This is a genomic window from Enterobacter sp. P82 (assembly GCF_037053385.1).
Taxonomy (GTDB): Bacteria; Pseudomonadota; Gammaproteobacteria; order Enterobacterales; family Enterobacteriaceae; genus Enterobacter.
Window position 1 is genome coordinate 111,395 of record NZ_JBALHX010000007.1, and the last position, 23,070, is coordinate 134,464.

At 54.5% G+C, this 23,070-nt stretch carries 18 protein-coding genes and 1 rRNA gene; 4 read left to right on the top strand and 15 right to left on the bottom strand.

The genetic code is table 11. The features are described 5' to 3' along the window. Window positions 1–22: 22 nt before the first annotated feature. The 5 genes from WB237_RS21255 to pgi form a co-directional block, all read right to left on the bottom strand. Window positions 23–2,119: a YjbH domain-containing protein gene (locus WB237_RS21255; protein ID WP_108089387.1), complete on the bottom strand. Its 2,097-nt coding sequence runs from the start codon at window positions 2,117–2,119 to the stop codon at window positions 23–25. Next, window positions 2,119–2,856: a capsule biosynthesis GfcC family protein gene (locus WB237_RS21260; RefSeq protein ID WP_336216159.1), complete on the bottom strand. Its 738-nt coding sequence runs from the start codon at window positions 2,854–2,856 to the stop codon at window positions 2,119–2,121. Before WB237_RS21260 ends, WB237_RS21255 begins: the two co-directional genes overlap by 1 nt. After that, window positions 2,853–3,491 carry a YjbF family lipoprotein gene (locus WB237_RS21265; RefSeq protein ID WP_236920996.1) on the bottom strand — a complete coding sequence of 213 codons (639 nt, stop codon included), beginning with the start codon at window positions 3,489–3,491 and terminating at the stop codon, window positions 2,853–2,855. The genes WB237_RS21260 and WB237_RS21265 overlap by 4 nt, the downstream gene beginning before the upstream one ends. A gap of 62 nt (window positions 3,492–3,553) precedes the next feature. Further along, the gene (gene yjbE / locus WB237_RS21270) at window positions 3,554–3,796 is read right to left on the bottom strand and encodes an exopolysaccharide production protein YjbE (RefSeq protein WP_114979575.1); all 243 of its coding nucleotides are present in this window, start codon (window positions 3,794–3,796) and stop codon (window positions 3,554–3,556) included. A 365-nt stretch (window positions 3,797–4,161) separates the two neighbouring features. Further along, the gene (gene pgi / locus WB237_RS21275; protein WP_108089384.1) at window positions 4,162–5,811 is read right to left on the bottom strand and encodes a glucose-6-phosphate isomerase; all 1,650 of its coding nucleotides are present in this window, start codon (window positions 5,809–5,811) and stop codon (window positions 4,162–4,164) included. 375 nt (window positions 5,812–6,186) lie between these two features. Between pgi and lysC the strand changes: the two genes are divergently transcribed. From lysC to WB237_RS21290, 3 genes are all read left to right on the top strand, one after another. Next, the gene (lysC, locus tag WB237_RS21280) at window positions 6,187–7,536 is read left to right on the top strand and encodes a lysine-sensitive aspartokinase 3 (RefSeq protein ID WP_028017979.1); all 1,350 of its coding nucleotides are present in this window, start codon (window positions 6,187–6,189) and stop codon (window positions 7,534–7,536) included. A gap of 90 nt (window positions 7,537–7,626) precedes the next feature. After that, window positions 7,627–8,571, top strand: coding sequence for a ketopantoate/pantoate/pantothenate transporter PanS (panS, locus tag WB237_RS21285; protein ID WP_336216165.1), 945 nt, complete (start codon window positions 7,627–7,629; stop codon window positions 8,569–8,571). Between the two features lie 50 nt (window positions 8,572–8,621). After that, window positions 8,622–8,894, top strand: coding sequence for a DUF3811 domain-containing protein (locus WB237_RS21290; RefSeq protein ID WP_028017981.1), 273 nt, complete (start codon window positions 8,622–8,624; stop codon window positions 8,892–8,894). On the opposite strand, the gene rluF is transcribed toward WB237_RS21290, so the two are convergent. The 5 genes from rluF to metH all read right to left on the bottom strand — a co-directional run bounded on the left by rluF (window position 8,895) and on the right by metH (window position 15,844). Continuing rightward, entirely contained in the window at window positions 8,895–9,767 is an 873-nt protein-coding gene (gene rluF, locus WB237_RS21295; RefSeq protein ID WP_336216168.1) for a 23S rRNA pseudouridine(2604) synthase RluF, read from the bottom strand. A 54-nt stretch (window positions 9,768–9,821) separates the two neighbouring features. After that, window positions 9,822–10,070: a CcdB family protein gene (locus tag WB237_RS21300; RefSeq protein WP_336216170.1), complete on the bottom strand. Its 249-nt coding sequence runs from the start codon at window positions 10,068–10,070 to the stop codon at window positions 9,822–9,824. Continuing rightward, window positions 10,048–10,317 (bottom strand): type II toxin-antitoxin system CcdA family antitoxin, encoded by a 270-nt coding sequence (locus tag WB237_RS21305; RefSeq protein WP_336216172.1) that lies wholly within the window; start codon window positions 10,315–10,317, stop codon window positions 10,048–10,050. Before WB237_RS21305 ends, WB237_RS21300 begins: the two co-directional genes overlap by 23 nt. A 95-nt stretch (window positions 10,318–10,412) precedes the next feature. Then, a complete protein-coding gene (locus tag WB237_RS21310; protein WP_336216174.1) occupies window positions 10,413–12,044 on the bottom strand; it encodes a Na/Pi cotransporter family protein in 1,632 nt (543 codons plus the stop codon). A 116-nt stretch (window positions 12,045–12,160) separates the two neighbouring features. Then, window positions 12,161–15,844, bottom strand: coding sequence for a methionine synthase (gene metH, locus WB237_RS21315; RefSeq protein ID WP_336216177.1), 3,684 nt, complete (start codon window positions 15,842–15,844; stop codon window positions 12,161–12,163). A 193-nt stretch (window positions 15,845–16,037) separates the two neighbouring features. Here metH and iclR point away from each other — a divergent pair, with 193 nt between their 5' ends. After that, the gene (gene iclR, locus WB237_RS21320; RefSeq protein WP_075204663.1) at window positions 16,038–16,865 is read left to right on the top strand and encodes a glyoxylate bypass operon transcriptional repressor IclR; all 828 of its coding nucleotides are present in this window, start codon (window positions 16,038–16,040) and stop codon (window positions 16,863–16,865) included. On the opposite strand, the gene aceK is transcribed toward iclR, so the two are convergent. From aceK to rrf, 5 genes are all read right to left on the bottom strand, one after another. Then, entirely contained in the window at window positions 16,837–18,582 is a 1,746-nt protein-coding gene (gene aceK / locus WB237_RS21325) for a bifunctional isocitrate dehydrogenase kinase/phosphatase (RefSeq protein WP_336216181.1), read from the bottom strand. The genes iclR and aceK overlap by 29 nt on opposite strands. Before the next feature lie 50 nt (window positions 18,583–18,632). Continuing rightward, the gene (gene aceA / locus WB237_RS21330; RefSeq protein WP_028017988.1) at window positions 18,633–19,937 is read right to left on the bottom strand and encodes an isocitrate lyase; all 1,305 of its coding nucleotides are present in this window, start codon (window positions 19,935–19,937) and stop codon (window positions 18,633–18,635) included. Window positions 19,938–19,968: 31 nt separating this feature from the next. Then, window positions 19,969–21,570 (bottom strand): malate synthase A, encoded by a 1,602-nt coding sequence (gene aceB, locus WB237_RS21335; RefSeq protein ID WP_336216186.1) that lies wholly within the window; start codon window positions 21,568–21,570, stop codon window positions 19,969–19,971. 270 nt (window positions 21,571–21,840) lie between these two features. Next, window positions 21,841–22,770 (bottom strand): homoserine O-acetyltransferase MetA, encoded by a 930-nt coding sequence (gene metA, locus WB237_RS21340; RefSeq protein WP_028017990.1) that lies wholly within the window; start codon window positions 22,768–22,770, stop codon window positions 21,841–21,843. A gap of 179 nt (window positions 22,771–22,949) precedes the next feature. After that, a 5S ribosomal RNA gene (rrf, locus tag WB237_RS21345) occupies window positions 22,950–23,065 on the bottom strand. Window positions 23,066–23,070: the final 5 nt, after the last annotated feature.

Here is a 23,070-nt window from a genome sequence, read left to right on the forward strand (position 1 = left end):
GTGCCACCGGGTAGGCCAGGTATCAACGGAAGTTAATGTTTTTATCACTGGTCATATCATACAGCTGGAACTTACGACCCAACTGCTGACCCCCGTCGCGCGTCAGCGGCGTCCAGCCAATTGCCGCACGGCTGCGGGTTGGGCCTGACGAGAACAGATCCAGCGGAATCGACACGTATACGCCTTTGGTGAAGTCCCCTTCCCCGTACTCGTCCGGGGAGACGTTGGTGATCGTCGCGTAACCGCCCACCACGACGCCACTGTCGAAGTGTTTAGAGATATCCAGCGTGCCGCCCTTATCGCCCGCCAGGTACTGGCCGACGCTGGCTTTCACCAACACATCAGGGGCAAATGACGGTGTCCAGTAGGCGGTCAGGTGGCCCGTTTTGACGCTATAGTCGGTGAATTTCATCATGTCCTGCGCGCTACGCCAGTCACGCTGTTTAACGTAGTTGGCATCAATACCGAATGCCCAGTTGCTGTCTACCGGACGGTACAGCACTTCCGCCCCCGCCCCGCCGAACATAGTTTCCAGATACCCACCGTAAACCTGGCCGTAGAAGCCGTTGCCAAAGTACTGGAAGTAGTTGGCCTGCAGGTTGTTCACATAGACATTATTCTGCACGTACTCACGCACGCGGGTACGCACGCGCGGCAGCGTCGAGTCATTTGGCGGATTGGTGTAGTTGAACTTGTCGTAGTTGTTAGCAATGTTGCCAAACAGGCTACCGGTGGTCAGCAGGTGATCGGTGAGCCACAGATCCGCTGTCGCCATCGCGCCCAGCTGATACATGTAGAAGTTCTCTGGCCCACCGACGGACTGATTCAGCACCGGATCGATATGGAAATCGAAGCGGGATTTGTCGATATACCAGCCCTGTTCGGTGGTTTCTGGCACGATCGGCTCTACGCGTTTTTGCACCAGCTCGGTTTCATGCCCGAGCGGCTCACCTTCCAGATGGCGCTTGAGGCTGGCGACGTCCGTTTCCGTCGTCACCTGCGGCAGGTTGAGACGGTTCTCCGTGACGCGGATCGTGCGGATCCCATCCGGGAGATCGTTCATGACGATCCGGTTGGCGCGTTCGATCCCTTCACGCGAGTCGCGGTATTTCACCTGCTCGCCAGTAACGTACAGCGTATCGCCTTTTACCTGAATTTTCGGATCCGCCAGGCCAGCATTATATTTCAGCAACGTCAGCTGGTTTGCCACCACCGAGTGCTGCAGGATGGCGTCCTGCGGCTCCGGCTGGTATGCAGGCCGTGCGTTATCATTGTAGTGCGGGCGCATGTCGTTAAAGTTGGTGCGCAGCGTGAAGCCAAACATGAAGGTATTGCCACGCTCGTAGCTGAGGTTAACGTCGGCCCAATCGGTGACGCGATAAATGGCGCCGACGTTAAACTTGCTCTTCTGTTCAATCTTGCCAGCGAAATCCTGCGAGTAGTCATTCCCTTCATACTCCAGCTTCAGGCGCAACGGCTGCCAGGGTGTCTGGTATTCGACGCCACCAAACAGCGACGCCGGTCCGTGGAACATCTGGTCGCCGTTGATCGAACCCGCTTTCTGGTAACTATTATCGCGGTAGCAATATTTATCGCTGTAGGAGCAAAACGGATTTTTGACGTTGCCGCTGGTACCGAGATAACCCCAGCCCAGACCGAGTGAGAAATCAAATGGTCCCCAGGCTTTACTGGCAACGATGTATTCCGCATCAAACAGACCGGTACCGCCGATATCTTTTGCGCCGACGGAGACCTGCGGCATCCAGTAACTCTCTTCCCACAGACGAACTTTGAGGTCGAAGGCTTTATCTTTGTAGGTCTGATCGCCGGAGAACGCCTCGACGCTGCTGTACTGTTTCGTACGCACGTCGGTATAGCGCAGCGTGGTTTCGAGCCACGGAAACAGTTGCACCGACGCCGAGTAGTAGCGGTATTGATCGTTATCGCGATAGTTAAGGCTCAACTCACCCTCACGCGCCATACGCGCGGTGGGTGTTTGCAGTAAACCGACACCACCGAAGTCTGACTGAGACGGACCAATGGGTGCCGGATACGTTTCTGCATGACAGGCGGCACTCACACAAAGTGCCAGCATGCTGTAGAGATAGGTTCTTTTCATTATTCCGGTATCCGCTGGATCAGGGAGCGAAGGATATCGGCGTTAAGCCCGTCATACGCTTTCGTCCAGAAATGGTCGGCAAAACCGACAAAAATGATGCTGCCAGGAGCGGGTTCGATATGGCGTTTGTTCCAGTAGGCCACTGGCGCTTTTTGTGTGTGCCCGTCAGGGTAAACCACCCAGGCATAGCTGTTATCCGCACCGCTTAACAGGCTCTGCTCATCGAGATAGCTCGCCACATCGCGGCCTGGCGTAAAGGGTTTTTTACCGGGGTGGCTGATAAGACCAAAGACGGTGATGGTAGAGGGTTGTGCAGGTAGCCAGAGCGTATATTCCCCTTCCAGAGCCGGGTTACCGTTCTCCGCCACGCGCACATCATCCGGATCGAGGTTCACTGGTAACCGACCGGTGATTTTCAGTGCCTGAAGCTGCTGGCGAACGCTGTTAATCGCCGCCGCATCGTCACCCTCTTCCTGCTCCGCTAACCCCGTCAGCCTGGCGAGGAGCGCCTTGTACTGTTGTTCCGCTTCATCGGTCTTCTGGCGTTCAGCGATCACCGCGCCAGGCCACCAGCTGTTCGCCAGTCTGGGCTGGCCGACGAGATCGATCAGATGTCCGGCGTTGGTCAGTGTTTTGGGTTGCGTGCTGTCCGGGGTATAGACCTTCACCGTTCCGGCAGACCAGGCAAGCGGCGTGGCAAAACTGGCGATCAGCGCAACGCGAATAAGTGTTTTCATGATTTCGCGGCCTTGATAAGCGTAGTTTTAACCGGGAAGAATCCGGCTCCGAGATACTGCAGGGACTGACGGATTTGTCCGTCATCGTCGATCCAGAAGCGGTTATGCCACGTGGCCTGGTCGGTGATCACTTCTTCATCAAGAACGCGAACCTGGGTTTTGTCGCTTCCCACGCTGACACTGTCCGTCCCCTCCCAACGGAAGGTGGAGCGTGCGGTGGCGTAACGCACCTGTTTATGCTCGGTCCAGCCCATCATGCGCGTCCAGCTTGCGCCGTCGGTGATCTGGTTGGGTTTGATAAGCGGGTCGGCAGCGATATTGTTCACCTCAAGCAGGTTGTCTCCGCCCAACAGGGTTTTCACGAGACGTCCATGCTGCGTCACGATGGTGGCCTGATCCTGCGTCACCCATTTCTGCTGCCCGTTTTCATCGAAAGCGAGCACCACAAACAGTTGCGGGCCATCGTTTAACTGCATGTACTGGCTGGCATACGGCATGTTCTGAAGTTCATCATCGGTCAGATGTACACCCGGTGTGCCGAACATGCTGTCCCACAGTGAGTTCCCCAGCCCTTTGGTGGTGGCTGAGCACGCCTGCAAGAGCAGGCAAATCATGATGATTGCAGGTCGCTTCACGACTCTTCTCCGAAGGGCGAAATAACCACACCGAAGTGTGGTTATGATTAAAACACCCGTAATTACCGGGTGCTGGTCGTTGTGGTGGTCGTGGTTCCGGTATTGGAGCCATCACCGCCACCGGTTGCCGCCAGCGCGACACCCACGGCTGAACTTACGGTGCTGGCGCTGGCTGCGGTAGAAATCCCCGCAGACGCAGACGTCGCAGCCGACCCTGCTGCTTCCCCGACCTGAACCGGAGCTGCATAGACAGATGTCGCCGCAAGCGCAGATATGGCAAAAATGCCATACAGTACTTTCTTCATAACAATTTCCCTTCAATGAATGAATGGAGATTTGCCCGAAAAGAATTTCAGGCGGAATCGAGTATACACAACTACTGCCGTGGGATTGCCGTAAGGGTAAATAGCGAGAGGGTTTTCAGACTAATGGATAAAATCGGAATACAAGAAAAATAAGATTAATATATAACCAAATAAAATCAATAAGATAAAATAAACACACTAAAATTAATTATCCGTATACTCCTAAAATAAACCGCAGCAATTAACGTGTTAACGGCTTTTTTCAGATAAAACTCAGTAGAGGAATTTGAGCGAGATAATAGACATCAGGAATTATCCGATAAAAAAATGCCGGCATATCACCGGCATTTTTCATGACATTTTAATTACGCACGCCATGCTTTATAACGATTGATCAAACCATTTGTCGAACTGTCATGGCTGGCAATCGCTTTATCGTCACCCAATTCTGGCAGGATACGGTTTGCCAGCTGTTTACCCAGCTCAACGCCCCACTGGTCAAAGGTAAAGATGTTCAGGATCGCGCCCTGGGTGAAGATCTTGTGCTCATACAGGGCAATCAGCGCACCCAGGCTGAACGGCGTGATTTCGCGCAGCAGGATGGAGTTGGTTGGACGGTTGCCTTCGAACACTTTGAACGGCACAACGTGGTCCAGGGTTGCCGGATCTTTACCCTGGTCACGGTATTCCTGCTCGACCACCTCGCGGGATTTACCAAATGCCAGCGCTTCAGTCTGGGCGAAGAAGTTAGACAGCAGCTTCGGATGGTGGTCGGACAGCGGGTTATGGGTGATAGCCGGAGCGATGAAATCGCACGGTACCATTTTGGTGCCCTGGTGAATCAGCTGGTAGAACGCGTGCTGACCGTTTGTGCCCGGCTCACCCCAGATGATTGGACCGGTCTGGTAATCCACGGCGTTGCCGTTACGGTCAACGTATTTACCGTTGGATTCCATGTTACCCTGCTGGAAGTAGGCCGCGAAACGGTGCATGTACTGATCGTATGGCAGGATCGCTTCGGTTTCAGCGCCGAAGAAGTTGTTGTACCAGATACCAATCAGCGCCAGCAGCACAGGCAGGTTTTTCTCTGGTGCGGTGCTGGAGAAGTGTTTATCCATCGCGTGTGCGCCTGAGAGCAGCTCAACGAAGTTGTCGAAGCCGACAGACAGGATGATGGACAGACCGATTGCAGACCACAGAGAGTAACGGCCGCCAACCCAGTCCCAGAACTCAAACATGTTCGCGGTATCAATCCCGAACTCGCCAACGGCCTTGCCGTTGGTGGACAGCGCCGCGAAGTGTTTCGCCACGTGCTTGTTGTCGCCAGCAGTCTTCAGGAACCAGTCGCGCGCACTGTGGGCGTTGGTCATGGTTTCCTGAGTGGTGAAGGTTTTAGATGCGACCAGGAACAGAGTCGTTTCCGGGTTCACGTTCTTCAGCACTTCAGCGATGTGGGTACCATCGACGTTAGAGACAAAGTGCATGTTGAGGTGGTTTTTATATGGACGCAGCGCTTCGGTCACCATGAATGGACCGAGGTCAGAACCACCGATACCGATGTTAACCACGTCGGTGATGGCTTTGCCGGTGTAGCCTTTCCAGCTACCAGAGATGATCGCTTCGGAGAAGGCTTTCATCTTTTCCAGCACCGCGTTCACTTCCGGCATCACATCTTTGCCGTCAACGATGATTGGCGTATTGCTACGGTTACGCAGCGCCACGTGCAGCACGGCACGGTCTTCGGTGCGGTTGATCTTCTCACCAGAGAACATGGATTTGATGGCATCGGCAAGCTGCGTCTCTTTTGCCAGATCCTGCAGTTTCGCCAGCGTCTCTTCGGTGATGCGGTTTTTGGAGAAATCCACCAGCATCAGGTCATCAAAGGTCGCGGAGAATTTGTTGAAACGATCGGCATCTTTCGCGAACAGCTCCGCGATAGTGACGTCTTTCATTTCATCAAAATGTTTTTGTAGTGCCTGCCAGGCAGCGGTCTGCGTTGGGTTGATGTTTTTCATTAGCAATACTCTTCTGATTTGAGAATTGTGACTGCGGTCGATTGTAGCGCCTGCAAATAAAAATTGTGATGGTTTTTATGCCATTGCCCTGGCCTGCATCAAACGCAGGTGAAAAGACCCGAAAAGTATAGCTGCTGGCGAGCGCTCCAGAGGAGGCGAAATGTCGGTCAAAACCGGGTAAAATGAAGCATAAAATATGGCCCTGTTATAAGTCCTGTTTCTCAGGGGTACCCCCCCATGAAAAATCCGCATAATCCCGGCATTGACAGGACCTCCCCCGCATTTTATTTATAGGGCCGTATTTTGCGCCTGCACGTGTTTTCGTTTCATTCTTGTGCCAAGGTCGCTTTATTCATTCCCTGACACGAGGTTGTTATGACGAGTTTTGTGGTCGCCAAATTTGGCGGCACCAGTGTGGCCGATTACGATGCCATGAACCGCAGCGCCGATGTGGTGCTAGCCGATCCGAATACCCGCCTGGTGGTGCTTTCTGCCTCTGCTGGCGTGACGAACCTGCTGGTTTCTCTGTCTGAAGGACTGGAAGCGACCGAGCGTTTCGTTAAGCTGGATGCACTGCGCAAAATTCAGTTCGACATCCTTGAACGTCTGCAGAACCCGAATGTCATCCGCGAAGAAGTGGAACGCCTGCTGGAAAATATCACCACGCTAGCTGAAGCGGCTTCTCTGGCCACCTCCACCGCCCTGACCGATGAACTGGTCAGCCATGGCGAACTGATGTCGACTCTGCTGTTTGTGGAAATCATGCGCGAGCGTAACATTCAGGCGCAGTGGTTTGACGTGCGTAAAGTGATGCGTACCAGCGATCGCTTTGGCCGCGCCGAGCCGGACGTTGAAGCGCTTGCGGAGCTGACCAATCAGCAGCTGGCTCCCCGTCTGGCAGACGGTATCGTGATCACCCAGGGCTTTATCGGCAGTGAAGCGAAAGGCCGCACCACCACGCTTGGCCGTGGCGGCAGCGACTACACCGCCGCGCTGTTGGGCGAAGCCCTGCATGCAACGCGCGTGGATATCTGGACTGACGTTCCAGGCATTTACACCACCGACCCGCGCGTTGTTTCTGCGGCTAAGCGTATTGATGTGATCGCTTTTGAAGAAGCGGCAGAAATGGCCACCTTCGGCGCGAAGGTGCTGCACCCGGCAACGTTGCTGCCCGCCGTACGCAGCGACATTCCGGTCTTCGTCGGCTCCAGTAAAGACCCGAAAGCAGGCGGTACGCTGGTCTGCAAGAAAACGGAAAATCCACCACTGTTCCGCGCGTTGGCCCTGCGCCGTCGCCAGACGCTGGTCACGCTGCACAGCCACAATATGCTGCACTCCCGTGGCTTCCTGGCGGAAGTGTTTGGCATTCTGGCGCGCCATAACATCTCTGTAGACTTGATCACCACCTCCGAAGTGAGCATCGCGCTGACGCTGGATACTACCGGTTCCACCTCCACCGGTGACACCCTGCTGACACAGTCACTGCTGATTGAGCTTTCTGAACTGTGCCGCGTGGAAGTAGAAGAAAATCTGGCGCTGGTTGCCATCATCGGCAACAAGCTGTCGCGTGCCTGCGGCGTAGGGAAAGAGGTCTTCGGCGTACTCGACCCGTTCAACATCCGTATGATTTGTTACGGTGCATCCAGCTATAACCTCTGCTTCCTGGTCCCTGCCGATCAGGCGGAGCAGGTGGTGCAGAAACTTCATCAGAATTTGTTTGAATAAAATTCGTTAGCACGATAAACAATACCTATAAGCCGGGCACAGACCCGGCTTTTTCATAACTAAACACAACACAATCGCAAGGAAATACCTATGTTATCCGCCATCACACGGCTGTTCCCGTTATGGGCGCTGCTGCTCTCCGTAGTCGCGTATTACACGCCCACCTCGTTCACTGGTATTGGTCCGTGGGTCACCACTCTGCTGATGCTGATCATGCTCGGTATGGGCGTGCATCTGAAAATCGACGATTTTAAACGCGTGCTGTCGCGCCCGGCCCCCGTCGCTGCAGGCATATTCCTGCACTACCTGGTGATGCCGCTCGCCGCGTGGCTTCTGGCGATGGCCTTTAAGATGCCGCCCGATCTCTCCGCCGGGATGGTGCTGGTGGGCAGCGTGGCCAGCGGTACAGCATCCAACGTGATGATCTATCTTGCGAAAGGCGATGTGGCACTCTCCGTCACTATCTCTTCCGTTTCCACGCTGGTTGGCGTAATTGCCACCCCGCTGTTAACGCGCTTATATGTGGACGCACATATTCAGGTGGACGTCATGGGCATGCTGCTTAGCATCCTGCAAATCGTGGTGATCCCGATTGCGCTGGGACTGGTCATTCACCATCTTTTCCCGCGCGTGGTGAAAGCCGTTGAGCCGTACCTGCCAGCGTTTTCAATGGTGTGCATTCTGGCGATCATCAGCGCCGTGGTGGCCGGTTCGGCGTCACACATTGCTTCTGTAGGCTTTGTAGTGATCGTCGCGGTGGTGCTGCATAACACCATTGGATTACTCGGTGGTTACTGGGGCGGGAAACTGTTTGGCTTCGACGAATCGACCTGCCGCACGCTGGCAATCGAGGTGGGAATGCAGAACTCCGGCCTGGCGGCGGCGCTCGGTAAAATCTACTTCTCGCCGCTGGCGGCCCTGCCGGGTGCGCTGTTCTCCGTCTGGCATAACCTCTCCGGTTCGCTGCTGGCGGGTTACTGGTCCGGTAAGCCGATTGATGAACAACCCAAAAAAGATGCGGTGAAGCAGAGTTAATTTACGCGGCTTGCTTTACACTGAAGCCTCCCCATCAGGAGGCTTCAGCAATGGCTACACCACGACTGACCCAGAAAGACATGACGGAAGCTGAGCAGCGCGAACTGAAAACGCTTCTCGACCGCGCCCGTATCGCACATGGCCGCACGCTGACGAACGCCGAAACGAACCAGGTTAAAAAAGAGTACATCGATAAATTGATGACACAGCGTGAGGCTGAGGCGAAAAAAGCCCGCAAACTGAAAAAGCAGCAGGCTTATAAACCCGATGCGGAGGCGACCTTCTCCTGGTCTGCAAACACATCGACTCGTGGAAGGCGCTGATTAGCGCCCTTTCTTTTTACGGCCAGGCTGGGTAAAGCGTTTCCCGCTGGCCGGTTTGCCTCGTCCCTTCTCTTCCGCTTGCGGTGCCTTCACCACCGGACGCTTAATCGCCTGGGTTTTAGGTTTAGCTTTGGCCTTCGGCTTTGCTTCGGATGAAGAATTCTCAATAAGTTTGAACAGCTCGATCAGCTCGTCATCCGTTAAATCACGCCATTCACCCAGCGGGATCCCGGACAAGCTGACGTTCATGATGCGCGTGCGTTCCAGTTTCGTCACTTCATAACCGAAATGCTCACACATACGGCGGATCTGGCGGTTTAAACCCTGGACCAGCGTAATGCGAAACGCGAACGGTGCTTCTTTCTTCACCTTACACTTCTTCGTAACGGTGCCCAGAATTGGCACGCCCGCCCCCATCCCACGGATAAACTCATCCGTCACAGGCTTATTCACCGTGACGATGTACTCTTTCTCATGGTCGTTTCCGGCGCGTAGAATTTTGTTCACCAGGTCGCCGTGGTTGGTGAGGAAAATCAGCCCCTGGGAGTCTTTATCCAGTCGACCAATCGGGAAGATACGGCTGCTGTGGTTCACGAAATCAACGATGTTGTCCCGCTCGCCATCTTCCGTGGTACTGACGATACCAACCGGTTTATTCAACGCGATAAACACCAGGTCTTCGGCATCGCGGGGTTCGATGACCTGACCATTCACTTTAACCACATCTCCAGGGACGACCTGGTCGCCGATGGTGGCGCGTTTGCCGTTCAGGAACACGTTACCCTGTTCAATGTAACGGTCAGCCTCGCGACGTGAGCAGATCCCGCTCTCGCTAATGTATTTGTTTAATCGGGTTGATTGAGTTGGCAGCATAGTTTCTCCTGTGAAGGGCGAAATATACCTTACCTTGCGGCTGACAAAAAAGTGTTAGTAACCGTTGATCAAAAAATCGAGTGCATCCCGTAATGAAGCCCAGTTTTGCGTAAGATCGGCGACACGCTCGCCTAACTCTTTTGGCGATATGCCTGCCATCATGTGCATCATTACCACACAGGGTTTACCCGCTATCTCAACGACAGAGCACACTTTTGCAGGTGGCTGAATGCCTCCCAGATGGCTAAGTTCAACTGCGGGGGCGACCAGGACTGCTCCATCAGAACGACCTCTGAAAGTCACTAAAGGAGCCGTTTTCATCAACCCACTGGTTAATGGCCTCAATAGAAGCTTTATTTTCTGCTAACCACTCGGCGCGCTGATGCGCACGAAACTGCTCCTGCAGTGCAGCCGTGAGTACAGCGGATAGATTAAGTTTAAGCCGTCGCGCCTCTTCAAGAATTTCTGGTGCTAATGACACATTAACTGATTTTTTAATGCCTTGAGTAGTGCGCATGAATTGGCGAAGTGTAGCGTAATAAACGAGCATTTTCTATTCCCTTAAAAATGTAAGGTCTGAAGAGTAAATGGCGCTTTATAAGGAGTCACGCCTCGCAAAACGGTTTTGCGAGGCGCTTTCAGAGATTAATATTCATCCCGCTCGTCGTCTTCATCCGGCTGTTCCATCACGCTGTACGCCACCGCACAGAACAACGAGTTAAGGCGTTTCATATCTCCCAGCAGTCCCAGGTGTAGAGAGCTGGTTTCGATACTCTGAACGTTCTGCTGATGCAGACGCTCAACGTGGGCGTGTGAATAGCGGCGGTTGAGGATGCGGAAACGATGCTTGTTGCGGCGCAAACGGCGTGCGCTCGGCACGTCGCTTGAGAAGAAGACCAGCATCGCCAGCTTCAGGTTACTGAGAAGCTGTTCATGCAGTGCTTCGAGTTCTTTCAAGCCTTCAATGGAGAACGCCCGACGCGCGGCCAGCGATTTATCGGCAATTTCACTCCCCATACGCTCAACAATATCTGAGGCCTGTTCCAGGTTAAGCGACATCTCGATAATTTCCGCCCAGCGGCGGGACTCCTCCTCCGCCAGTTCATCCTGCGGAATGCGCGCCAGATAGAGCTTGATGGCGGTATAGAGCACGTTGATATCGTCCGCCAGTCTGCGCAACTCTTTCTCTTCACGTGGCTCGCCGTGCATCACCTTTTGCAGCCCTTCGAGCATGGTTTCCATCGCATCGCCTATACGCAGCGTCTCACGGGCCGCATTCGCCAGCGCCAGTGCAGGGGTGTCCAGCGCGGACGTATCCAGATGCTTAGGTTTCAGACGCGCATCCAGCTCAGGTTCATCCTGAATAAGTCGTTCACAGAAACGGGCCATCGGCTCAGCAAAAGGCACCATCGCCAGGCAGCGCACCAGGTTATAGAAAACGTGGAAATAGATCACCAGCTCCGCCTTTGGCAGCGGGAGGTTATCCATCAGGTTCGCCAGCGGATAGATAAAGGGCAGGATAATCAGGCTGCCCACCAGCTTAAACAGCAAGCTGCCGAGGGCTACGCGGCGGGCGGCAGCATTAGCGGCACTGTTGTTGAGCATCGCCAGCAGGCCAGAACCGAGGTTAGCCCCGATCACCAGACATAACGCGACCGGGAAGGAGATCACACCTGCTGCGGTGAGTGTTGCTGTCAGCAGTACCGCAGCCAGGCTCGAGTAACTGACGATGGCAAACACTGCGCCGATCAGCGCGTCCAGCATGATGTCGCCAGTCAGCGAAGCGAAGATGACCTGAACACCATTAGCCTCGGTAATGGGGGTAACCGCTTGCACAATCAGTTCCAGCGCCAGCAGAATAAGCCCCAGGCCAATCCCTACGCGTCCGAGCTGTCCGGCTCGCGTTTGTTTGCGGCCGAGGAAGAAGATGACGCCAATAAAAATCAGCAACGGCGATAGCCAGGAGAGATCAAAGGTCAGGATACGCGCCATCAACGCGGTACCTACATCAGCACCCAGCACAATCACCAGCGCCGGGGCCAGCGCCACCAGATCCTGCGCCACAAACGAGGTAACAAGCAGCGTCGTGGCGTTGCTGCTCTGAACCAGTGCCGTCACGCCAATACCCGCACAGAAGGCGAGCGGTTTCTTCTCAACGCTGCTACTGAGAACGGTACGTAAACGGGCACCAAATACGCGCATCACGCCGGTACGGACAATATGGGTGCCCCATACCAGCAGTGCGACTGCGGAGAGCAGATGTAACAGAGTCAGCACGGAAGATGTTCCTCCTTATCGTTATTCGTTTTCCCTTGGTTCAGTATAAGGGTTTAAACGTCATAAAGAGACAGGGCGCCCAATGAGCGCCCTGTTAGTTGTAAGGAAAAGTGACGTCAGTCCGCGTCGTAGCCTAAATTCGGTGCCAGCCAGCGTTCCACTTCAGACACGCTCATACCTTTGCGCAGGGCGTAATCTTCGATCTGATCGCGTTGCAGCTGCGCCACAGCGAAGTACTTGCTGTCAGGATGGCTGAAATACCAGCCGGAAACGGATGCCCCTGGCCACATGGCGAACGACTCAGTGAGTTTCATCCCTGTATGCGCTTCAACATCCAGCAGCTTCCAGATAGTGCCCTTTTCGGTGTGTTCCGGACAGGCCGGGTAGCCAGGTGCCGGACGAATCCCCTGATAGTTTTCGCGGATCAGTTCCTCGTTGCTGAGGTTCTCATTAGCCGCGTAGCCCCAGAGTACCTTACGTACGCGCTCGTGCAGATATTCGGCGAAGGCTTCCGCCAGGCGGTCGGCTATCGCTTTGACCATGATTTTGTTGTAATCATCGTGCTGCGCTTCGAACGCATCCGCCAGGGCATCTTCTTCCAGACCGCCGGTCACAGCAAAAGCGCCGATGTAATCGGCTTTACCGGAGAGCTTCGGTGCAACGAAATCGGCCAGGCAGTAGTTCGCGAAACCCACTTTCTCGGTTTGCTGACGCAGATGGCGGCTCACTGCCAGTACATGAGTGCGGGTTTCATCGCGATAAATTTCAACATCGTCGCCCACGCGGTTCGCCGGGAACAGCCCCACCACGCCACGCGGGTTGAGGGTTTTCTCCGCACTCAGTTTGTCGAGCATTTCGTTGGCATCTTTAAACAGGCGCAGTGCTTCTTCACCGACTACTTCGTCTTCGAGGATGCGCGGATATTTGCCCGCCAGCGACCAGGTCATAAAGAACGGCGTCCAGTCGATGTAGTTGCGCAGCGTCTCGATGCTGGCAGTCACATCCTGCACGCCCAGACGATGCGCGACAGGTGGCGTATAGCTCGACCAGTCAAACGCCAGATCGTTATCGCGTGCCGCCTGCAACGTGACAGGCGGTGTGCGCGGTTTCTTGCGACCGTGCTGAATACGGACGGTTTCGTACTCTTTGCGGGTGCGCTCAACAAACTCGTCGCGCTGGGTGTCAGAGAGCAGCGCGGACACCACGCCTACCGTTCGCGAGGCATTTTGCACGTAGACCGTTGGGCCACTGTAGTTCTGCTCGATTTTCACCGCCGTGTGCGCTTTTGAGGTGGTCGCCCCGCCAATCAGCAGTGGAATGGTAAAGCCCTGACGCTCCATCTCTTTCGCCACGTTGACCATCTCATCAAGCGACGGGGTGATCAGCCCGGAGAGGCCAATCAGGTCGGCATTCACTTCACGTGCGGTTTTAAGGATTTTGTCCGCGGGTACCATCACGCCAAGATCGATAATCTCGTAGTTATTACACTGCAGCACCACACCAACGATATTCTTACCGATGTCGTGAACATCGCCCTTCACGGTGGCGATCACCATTTTCCCGTTGCTGGAGCCTTTCTCTTTGCTGGCTTCGATAAACGGTTCAAGGTAGGCCACCGCCTGTTTCATCACGCGGGCGGATTTCACTACCTGCGGCAGGAACATTTTGCCCTCGCCGAACAGATCGCCAACCACGTTCATGCCGTCCATCAGTGGCCCTTCGATCACTTCAATCGGACGGGCGGACTGAAGACGCGCTTCTTCGGTATCCAGTTCGATAAACTCGGTAATACCTTTCACCAGCGAATATTCCAGACGCTTTTTCACATCCCAGGAACGCCACTCGGCCTGCTGAACGTTGGCTGCTTCATCCGATTTACTGCCACGATATTTCTCCGCCAGATCCAGCATCCGCTCGGTAGCATCGTCACGACGGTTCAGGATCACATCTTCTACTGCGTCACGCAGTTCTGCCGGCAGGTCGTCGTAAATCGCGAGCTGTCCGGCGTTAACGATCCCCATATCCATCCCGTTACGGATGGCGTAGTAAAGGAATACAGCGTGGATAGCTTCACGCACCGGGTCGTTACCGCGGAACGAGAACGATACGTTCGATACACCGCCGGAGATCAGCGCATGCGGCAGCTCGCGCTTAATGTCTTCACACGCGCCGATAAAGTCCTGGGCGTAGTTGTTGTGCTCCTCAATCCCGGTCGCCACAGCGAAAATGTTCGGGTCGAAGATGATGTCTTCCGGCGGGAAGCCTACCTCTTCGGTCAAAATTTTGTACGCGCGACGGCAAATCTCAATCTTGCGCTCGCGGGTGTCTGCCTGGCCCACTTCATCAAAGGCCATGACCACCACGGCCGCGCCGTAACGACGCACCAGCTTCGCGTGATGGATAAAGATATCAACGCCTTCTTTCATCGAGATGGAGTTAACGATGCCTTTACCCTGAATGCATTTCAGCCCTTTCTCGATGACTTCCCACTTAGAGGAGTCAATCATGATCGGCACGCGGGCGATGTCCGGTTCACCGGCAATCAGGTTGAGGAAACGCACCATCGCCGCTTCGGCGTCGAGCATCCCCTCATCCATGTTGATATCAATAATTTGTGCACCGCTCTCAACCTGCTGGCGGGCGACGTCCAGCGCTTCGCTGTATTTCTCTTCTTTAATCAGACGCTTGAACTTTGCTGAACCGGTGACGTTAGTACGCTCACCCACGTTCACAAACAGGCTGTCGTCGCCGATGGTCAACGGCTCAAGGCCGGAGAGACGACAGGCAACAGGCAGCTCAGGTAATTTTCGTGGCGGCAACCCGGCCACCGCATTGCTCATGGCAGCGATATGCTCAGGCGTCGTGCCGCAGCAGCCGCCGACGATGTTCAGGAAGCCAGACTCGGCCCACTCGCGGATTTGCGCCGCCATGGTGTTGGCATCGAGATCGTATTCACCAAACGCGTTCGGCAGACCGGCGTTCGGGTGCGCGGTGACGTAACATTCCGCAATGCGCGACAGTTCCTGCACATACTGACGCAATTCATCTGGCCCCAATGCGCAGTTCAGGCCGAAGGAGAGCGCTTCGGCGTGGCGAAGTGAGTTATAAAACGCTTCGGTTGTCTGGCCAGACAGGGTACGGCCGGAGGCGTCGGTAATGGTGCCGGAAATCATGATCGGCAGGTCAACGCCCAGCGCCTCGAACTCCTCTTTCACCGCGTAAATCGCGGCTTTGGCGTTGAGGGTATCGAATACGGTTTCGATCAGGATCAGATCGGAACCCCCTTCCACCAGCGCTTTGGTCGATTCGCGGTAGGCGGCAACCAGCTGGTCAAAGGTGATATTACGAAACGCCGGGTCGTTCACGTCCGGTGAAATCGACGCGGTGCGGTTGGTAGGGCCAAGCACCCCGGCAACGTAGCGCGGCTTGTCCGGCGTGCGGGCCGTCCACTCGTCGGCGCAGGCGCGCGCCAGCTTCGCGGCTTCAAAGTTGATCTCCGCCGACAGGGATTCCATCTGGTAATCCGCCATGGCGATGGTTGTCGAGTTAAAGGTGTTGGTTTCAACGATATCTGCACCCGCTTCGAAGTACGCGTTGTGGATATCGGTAATGACTTGCGGCTTGCTCAGCACCAGCAGGTCGTTGTTACCCTTCAGATCGCATGGCCAGTCGGCAAAGCGCTCGCCGCGGAAATCGTCTTCGCTCAGACGATAGCCCTGGATCATGGTGCCCATGCCGCCGTCCAGCACCAGAATTCGTTCATTTAACTGCGCACGCAGTTGCTCTACTTTGCTGCTCACACTTGCTCCCGACAACGCTCAACAAGGCCAAAAGGCTGCATTCCATACTGGCATAATCTCGCAGGGTGGAAAAGTCACACAGGGGTAACATGAGACATGTTCACTATCACTCCTCCGATCAGTCAGGATAACGGTTGCAAATTCACCAAATAAAACGAAAATGATTTCCACGATACAGAAAAAGGAGATCGTCATGGTCGCGACCGTTCCCGCTAAACGCGGCAGAAAACCTGCTGCTACCACCGCCGCACAACAGGGCGGACAGGTTCAATCGCTCACGCGCGGTTTGAAGCTGCTGGAGTGGATAGCCGAGTCGCACAACAGCGTGGCCCTGACGGAGCTGGCCCAGCAGGCTGGCCTGCCGAACTCCACAACGCATCGACTGCTGACCACCATGCAGCAGTTGGGCTTTGTCCGTCAGGTCGGTGAGCTGGGACACTGGGCTGTAGGCGCGCATGCGTTTATCGTCGGCAGCAGCTTCCTGCAAAGCCGCAACCTGCTGGCGATTGTGCACCCGATCCTGCGCAAGCTGATGGAAGATTCCGGCGAGACGGTAAACCTGGCGGTACTCGACCAGAGCGACCATCAGGCGATCATCATCGACCAGGTACAGTGTACGCAGCTGATGCGTATGTCGGCCCCCATTGGCGGCAAGCTCCCTATGCACGCCTCCGGGGCGGGGAAAGCGTTTCTGTCGCAACTGAGCGAAGAGCAGGTGACGGGGTTATTGCACCGTAAAGGGTTGCACGCCTACACCCACGCGACACTGGTTTCGCCGGTGCATCTTAAAGAGGATCTGGCCCTAACCCGCAAACGCGGCTATTCGTTTGATGACGAGGAACATGCTCTGGGCCTGCGTTGCATTGCAGCCTGTATCTTTGACGAACACCGCGAGCCGTTCGCCGCCATCTCCATCTCCGGGCCAATTTCACGCATGACGGATGATCGCGTGACTGAGCTGGGCGCGCTGGTGATTAAGGCGGCGAAAGAGGTTACGCTGGCGTATGGTGGGATTCGTTAAACCGCACGCAAAACCGTTGCTTACGTCGATAGGCGTACACATCTTCCACATGCCCATTCTTAATTCGCGTTTGCAATCCACGCCAGTAGCTGGCGTGGAACAGATCGTCGTGCATCTCTTCGAATAATGGTCCAATTCGCGGGTCAGCGCACAGCCAGTGACGGAACTCCTCCGGAAATACATCGCCCGGCGAGACGCTGTACCACGGCTCACCGGAGAGTTCATCTTCCGGATAGCGGGGCTGCGGGATGTCGCGGAAATTCACCTCGGTCATGTAACAAATTTCATCGTAATCGTAGAACACGACGCGTCCGTGACGGGTGACACCAAAGTTCTTAAACAGCATATCACCCGGGAAAATATTGGCGGCAGCAAGCTGGCGAATCGCATTGCCATACTCTTCAATGGCATCGCGAAGCGCCTGACCTTCGGACTGCTCCAGCCAGATGTTCAGGGGCACCATACGGCGTTCAATGTAGAGATGGCTAATCACGATTTTATCACCAAGATCGGTGACTTTACCGGATGCTTCTTGCATTAAAAGCGCCATTAGCGCCGGATCGATCTGCTGCTTATCCAGCACAAAGTTTTCGAATTCCTGGGTATCGGCCATGCGTCCAACGCGATCGTGCTCTTTTACCAGTTGGTAGCAGGCGCGGACATGTGCAGCCGTCATCTCTTTTTGCGGTGCGAATCGGTCTTTAATCACCTTAAAGACACGGTCAAAACCCGGAAGCGTAAATACCAGCATCACCATACCGCGAATGCCCGGTGCTTCAATAAACTGCTCATCCGCCGTGGTGACATAGCGCAAATACTCCCGATAGCTTTCCGTTTTGGCATGTTTCTGACAGCCAATCGCCATATACAGCTCGGCGGTGGTTTTACCCGGCAGGATCTCGCGCAACCATTCCACGAGCGCGGCAGGTAACGGTGCATAGACCATAAAGTACGAACGGGCGAAGCCAAACACGATGCTGGCCTCGGCGCTGGTAGTCAGGCAGGTATCGACAAACAGTTCGCCGTCGTCGGTACGGTGGATCGGTAACAGAAACGGCACGATGGCTGTCGGCGTAATCAGTTTTCCCACCAACCAGGCGGCTTTATTGCGATAGAACAGTTCATTGGCGACCTGCAAATGGCTGTGCCCAAGAACGTCCTCGCCGAAGGTTTCAGTGAGATGCGCGTGAATATAACCGATATCCCGGGTTTTATTCTCCCAGGGTAAACGCAACGGTAAATCCGTTAACACGCGGTGCAGGAGCTTTTCCCACCCGCGATCGGGAAAGAAATCTTTCGCCAGCGGACGCGGAATAGTACGAAAGCGCCGCTCGGGCTGGGAGCTGAAAATAAATAACCGCTCAGGAGATAATGAGCGGTGGTCAAATAACCGACAATAGACGGAGTTAAAGAAGCTCTCCGCAATCTCGAAGCGCGGGTAATCGGGTAACAAACGGGTGTAGTGCTCTTTCACGCGCAGTAAAAATTCCGCGTCTGGACTTTTACCGTCAGTGATACAGCGCAACTGCTCCACCACCAGACCCACATGGTGGTCATAGAGATGGATACGCTGCTTCATGGCCTGCTGAACCGCATGCCAGTCTGCATGTTCGAATCGCTGCTGCGCGCCGGAGGTCACTTCCAGAAAACGGCCATACTGGGCATCGAAGCCCTGCAGAATAGTTTGGGCAATCAGTAATTCCAGACCACGCGACATATATCCCCCTCACCCCAACCCTCTCCCCGAGGGGGGAGAGGGGGAAAAGTTTAGAACTGTGCTTCTTCGGTTGATCCCGTTAAGGCGGTGACGGAGGAGGTGCCGCCCTGAATAATCGTGGTCACATTATCAAAGTAGCCAGTTCCCACCTCCTGCTGGTGAGACACGAAGGTATAGCCATCTTTACCCGCGGCAAATTCCGGCTGCTGCACCTTCTCAACGTAGTGCTTCATGCCCTCACCCTGCGCATAGGCGTGCGCCAGGTCGAACATGTTGAACCACATGCTGTGAATGCCCGCCAGGGTAATGAACTGGTATTTGTAGCCCATGTCGGACAGCTGCTGCTGGAAGCTGGCGATTGTCTTGTCGTCCAGTTTTTTCTGCCAGTTGAAGGACGGCGAGCAGTTGTAGGCCAGCAGTTTGCCCGGGTACTTCGCATGAATGGCATCGGCAAAGCGTTTTGCCAGAGCCAGATCCGGCGTGGAGGTTTCGCACCAGACCAGGTCCGCATACGGGGCATACGCCAGGCCACGGCTTATCGCCTGCTCAATACCCGCATGGGTACGATAGAACCCTTCGCTGGTACGTTCGCCGGTAATGAACTCGCTGTCGTAAGGGTCGCAATCTGAGGTAATCAGGTCAGCTGCATCCGCATCAGTACGGGCAATGACCAATGTCGGCACACCAAGCACGTCCGCAGCCAGACGCGCCGCAACCAGTTTCTGAATCGCCTCCTGGGTCGGGACCAGCACTTTGCCGCCCATATGTCCGCATTTCTTCACTGACGCCAGCTGGTCTTCGAAGTGAACGGCCGCTGCACCGGCCTCAATCATCGATTTCATCAGCTCGAAGGCGTTCAGCACGCCACCGAAGCCCGCTTCCGCATCCGCAACGATCGGCAGGAAGTAATCAATAAAGCGCGGATCGTTGGGCTCAATGCCTGCCGCCCACTGGATCTGATCCGCACGGCGGAAGGTATTGTTGATCCGATCCACGACCGACGGCACCGAGTTAGCCGGATAGAGCGACTGATCCGGGTACATGCTGGAGGCCAGGTTCGCGTCCGCTGCGACCTGCCAGCCGGACAGGTAAATGGCTTCAATCCCCGCCTTCGCCTGCTGGAGTGCCTGACCGCCCGTCAGCGCGCCAAGGCTGTTGATATAACCTTTTTTGGAACCACCGTGCAGCAGCTTCCACATTTTCGCTGCGCCATTTTGCGCCAGCGTGCATTCCGGATTGACCGAGCCGCGTAATTTCACCACTTCCTCCGCGCTGTACGGACGGCGGATGCCTTCCCAGCGAGGTTGTGTCCACTCTTTCTTTAACTCTTCGATTTGTTGGGTACGGGTTTTCATGTGCAGATGCTCCATATTGTTATGTGGTGAGTTACGCCAGGAAGCGGTAGCCCGGCAGGGTCAGGAAGTCGATTAAGTCATCTGATGTGGTGATTTGCTCCATCAGGCGCGCAGCGTCGTCAAAACGTCCGCTGCTGAAGCGGTGTTCGCCCAGCTCGTCCTGGATCACCCGCATCTCTTCGGCCAGCATCTGGCGGAACAGAGATTTGGTCACCGGCTTGCCGTTGCTGAGCGTTTTTTGATGGTGGATCCACTGCCAGATGGAGGTACGTGAGATCTCCGCCGTCGCGGCATCTTCCATCAGGCCGTAGATAGGTACACAGCCGTTGCCGGAGATCCACGCTTCGATGTATTGCACGGCGACGCGGATATTGGCACGCATGCCCTCTTCGGTGCGTTCACCCGCACATGGTGCCAGCAGCTGTTCTTCAGCCGTTGGGGCATCGTCTTCACGCGTGACAAACAGCTGGTTTTTATTGTCGCCAAGCACGCGGTTGAATACCTCCATCGCGGTATCGGCCAGGCCCGGGTGTGCAATCCACGTCCCGTCATGACCATTGCGTGCTTCAAGCTCTTTATCGGCTTTCACCTTGTTGAGTACCTGGCTATTACGCTCCGCATCTTTGCTTGGAATAAACGCTGCCATGCCGCCCATCGCAAAGGCACCACGCTTGTGGCAGGTTTTGATCAGCAGACGCGAGTAAGCGCTCAGGAACGGTTTATCCATGGTGACAACCTGACGATCCGGCAGTACGCGATCGGGATAATGCTTCAGGGTCTTGATGTAGCTGAAAATGTAGTCCCAGCGCCCGCAGTTCAGGCCAACAATGTGATCGCGCAGGGCATGCAGAATTTCATTCATCTGGAACACGGCGGGCAGCGTTTCAATCAGCAGCGTGGCTTTGATGGTTCCACGCGGCAGGTTGAAACGATCTTCTGCATAACTAAATACCTCGCTCCACCATGCCGCTTCCTGCCAGGATTGGGTTTTCGGCAGATAGAAGTAAGGGCCGCTACCTTTTGCGAGCAGGTTTTTGTGGTTGTGGAAGAAATAGAGGGCAAAATCAAACAGGCTGCCCGGAATGGCTTCACCACGCCAGGTAACATGTTTTTCGGGCAGATGAAGCCCGCGTACACGACAGATCAGAACCGCCGGGTTTGGTTTGAGTTGATAAATTTTACCGGCTTCGTTGGTGTAGCTGATGGTGCCGTTCACGGCGTCGCGAAGATTGATCTGCCCCTCAATGACCTTACGCCAGTCCGGTGCCAGAGAATCTTCAAAATCAGCCATAAAGACTTTAACGTTCGCGTTCATGGCGTTGATCACCATTTTGCGCTCTACCGGTCCCGTGATCTCAACGCGACGATCCTGTAAATCTTCGGGAATGCCACGGATTTTCCACTCACCACGGCGAATGGAAGCGGTTTCCGAAATAAAACCAGGCAACTTGCCATCGTCAATTTCCTGCTGCTGATGAATGCGCGCTGCCAGCAGCTTGTTACGCTGTGGTGTAAAGCGCGTCACCAGCTCAGTCAGAAATTCTACCGCTTCCGCCGTCAAAACTTGCTGTTCTTGCTCGCCATACGGCTGGGTAAAGGCCAGTTCATCGACCGTCGTTGCCTGTTGAGTCATCACTCTGCTCCTCATCAAAGATCCAAATTCACATCCCCAGTGCGAACGAAAGATCGTTGGGTAGTTTTCGCTCAGCAGAATTAAGACTATCTATATTTTTTCCAAAATCAAAAACAATTTCCATTTTAATTTAATATTGATAGCAATTTATTGATTTAATTGAAATTAAAGTTTTATTGCACGGTGAGTAATATTTCGGAAATAAAAAAGGCACCCGAAGGTGCCTGATCTGAATAGCTGAAACGCTTTAGGATCGTTGAATGCAGAAGATTACTCCAGCGTCGGATTCATGTGACGCAGATCGTATGGTGTAATTTGGTAGACGTAATAGTTGAGCCAGTTCGTAAACAGCAAATTCCCGTGGCTACGCCAGGTTGCTCTCGGTTTGTTTTGCGGATCGTTTTTCGGGAAATAGTTGTACGGAACATCCGGATTCAGACCCGCTTCGACGTCACGGAAAAACTCCGCTGCGAGGGTGTTTGGGTCATACTCGGGATGCCCGGTGACAAAAGCAATACGCTTATCTTTGCTGGCAAACAGGTAGGCATCACCGTCTTCCGTTTCAGCCAGGATCTCCAGATCGGTGTAATCGCGGATCAGCTGTGCCGGGAAATCGGCATAGCGAGAGTGAGGGGCAAGGAAAGTGTCATCAAATCCGCGCGTCAGTAATGCGTGTGGATGCAGAATATGGTGTTCATATACGCCAGATAGCTTTTCAGTGCGGGTTTGCTTTGGAATGCCATACAGGATATTCAGTGCCGCCTGGACCGCCCAACAGACAAAGAGCGTGGAGGTGACGTGATCTTTTGCCCACTCCAGCACCTGTTTTATCTGCGGCCAGTAGGCAACATCATTGAATTCAACCAGGCCCAGTGGTGCTCCCGTTACAATCAGTCCATCGAAGTTTTCATCGCGGATGTCATCGAAGTTACAGTAGAAATTGTTCAGATGCTCAGAAGGTGTATTCCGCGACTCACGGGCATCAATACGTAGCAGCTGGATATCAACCTGCAGCGGGGAGTTCGAAAGCAGACGAAGAAACTGGTTTTCTGTTTCGATCTTTTTTGGCATCAGATTGAGAATAAGCACCTTCAGCGGGCGAATTTCCTGACCTGTAGCGCGTGAAGCCGTCATGACAAAGACATTTTCTTCACGTAAGAAATTGACGGCTGGTAGCTCGTCCTGCACCCGAATCGGCATAACTTTATATCCTCACAGCATACGTATAAACGTTTAGACATCCAGACAGCTAACGATAACCAGAAATGATCTGAATGTCGAGTCTGCAAGTGAAAGGTGAGAAAGTTTCAAGGAGGGAATGTGTAAGATCCAAAGCAAAAAACCCCGCACCTTCCGGTACGGGGTTTTTCTTGATTGATGCCTGGCAGTTCCCTACTCTCACATGGGGAGACCCCACACTACCATCGGCGCTACGGCGTTTCACTTCTGAGTTCGGCATGGGGTCAGGTGGGACCACCGCGCTAAAGCCGCCAGGCAAAT